The organism is Protofrankia sp. Cr2, from assembly GCF_963555885.1.
GTDB lineage: Bacteria > Actinomycetota > Actinomycetes > Frankiales > Frankiaceae > Protofrankia.
This window is the reverse complement of record NZ_CAUVXG010000103.1, coordinates 1-648: the sequence shown is the minus strand read 5'-3', so window position 1 is coordinate 648 and position 648 is coordinate 1. Positions and strand designations below refer to the sequence as shown.

At 71.1% G+C, this 648-nt stretch carries 1 pseudogene; it reads left to right on the top strand.

Annotated elements, in window-relative coordinates:
- Positions 1 to 648, top strand: a pseudogene (locus U9978_RS23570) (WD40 repeat domain-containing protein); the annotation flags it as partial.

Below are 648 nucleotides of genomic sequence, written 5' to 3'. Positions count from 1 at the left end.
TACTCTTACGGGCCACACCGACTCGGTGAACGCGGTGGCGTTGACCGGCGACGGGCGCACCGCCTTCACCGGCAGCCTCGACAAGACGGCGATCCTATGGGATCTGAGCCTGTCCGAGGCCGCCCTCACCGGCCACACCGACATCGTGAACGCGGTGGCGTTGACCGGCGACGGGCGCACCGCGCTGACCGGTAGCGCCGATGGCACTGCGATCCTGTGGGGCCTTGCTAACCCCGCGCACCCGGCACGTCACGCCGTCCTCACGGGCCACACCGACTCGGTGTCTGCGGTGGCGCTGACCAGCGACGGGCACACCGCGCTGACCGGTAGCGCCGATGGCACTGCGATCCTGTGGGGCCTTGCTAACCCCGCGCACCCGGCACGTCACGCCGTCCTCACGGGCCACACCGACTCGGTGTCTGCGGTGGCGTTGACCGGTGACGGGCGCACCGCGCTGACCGGTAGCGCCGATGACACTGCGATCTTGTGGGATGTCGCTGACCCCGCCCATCCGGCGCGCCGCGCTCCTCTCACCGGCCACACCGGCGACGTGTCTGCGGTGGCGCTGAGCGGCGACGGGCGCACCGCGCTGACCGGTAGCGCCGACAACACCGCGATTCTGTGGGACCTCACCGACCCCACCCACCC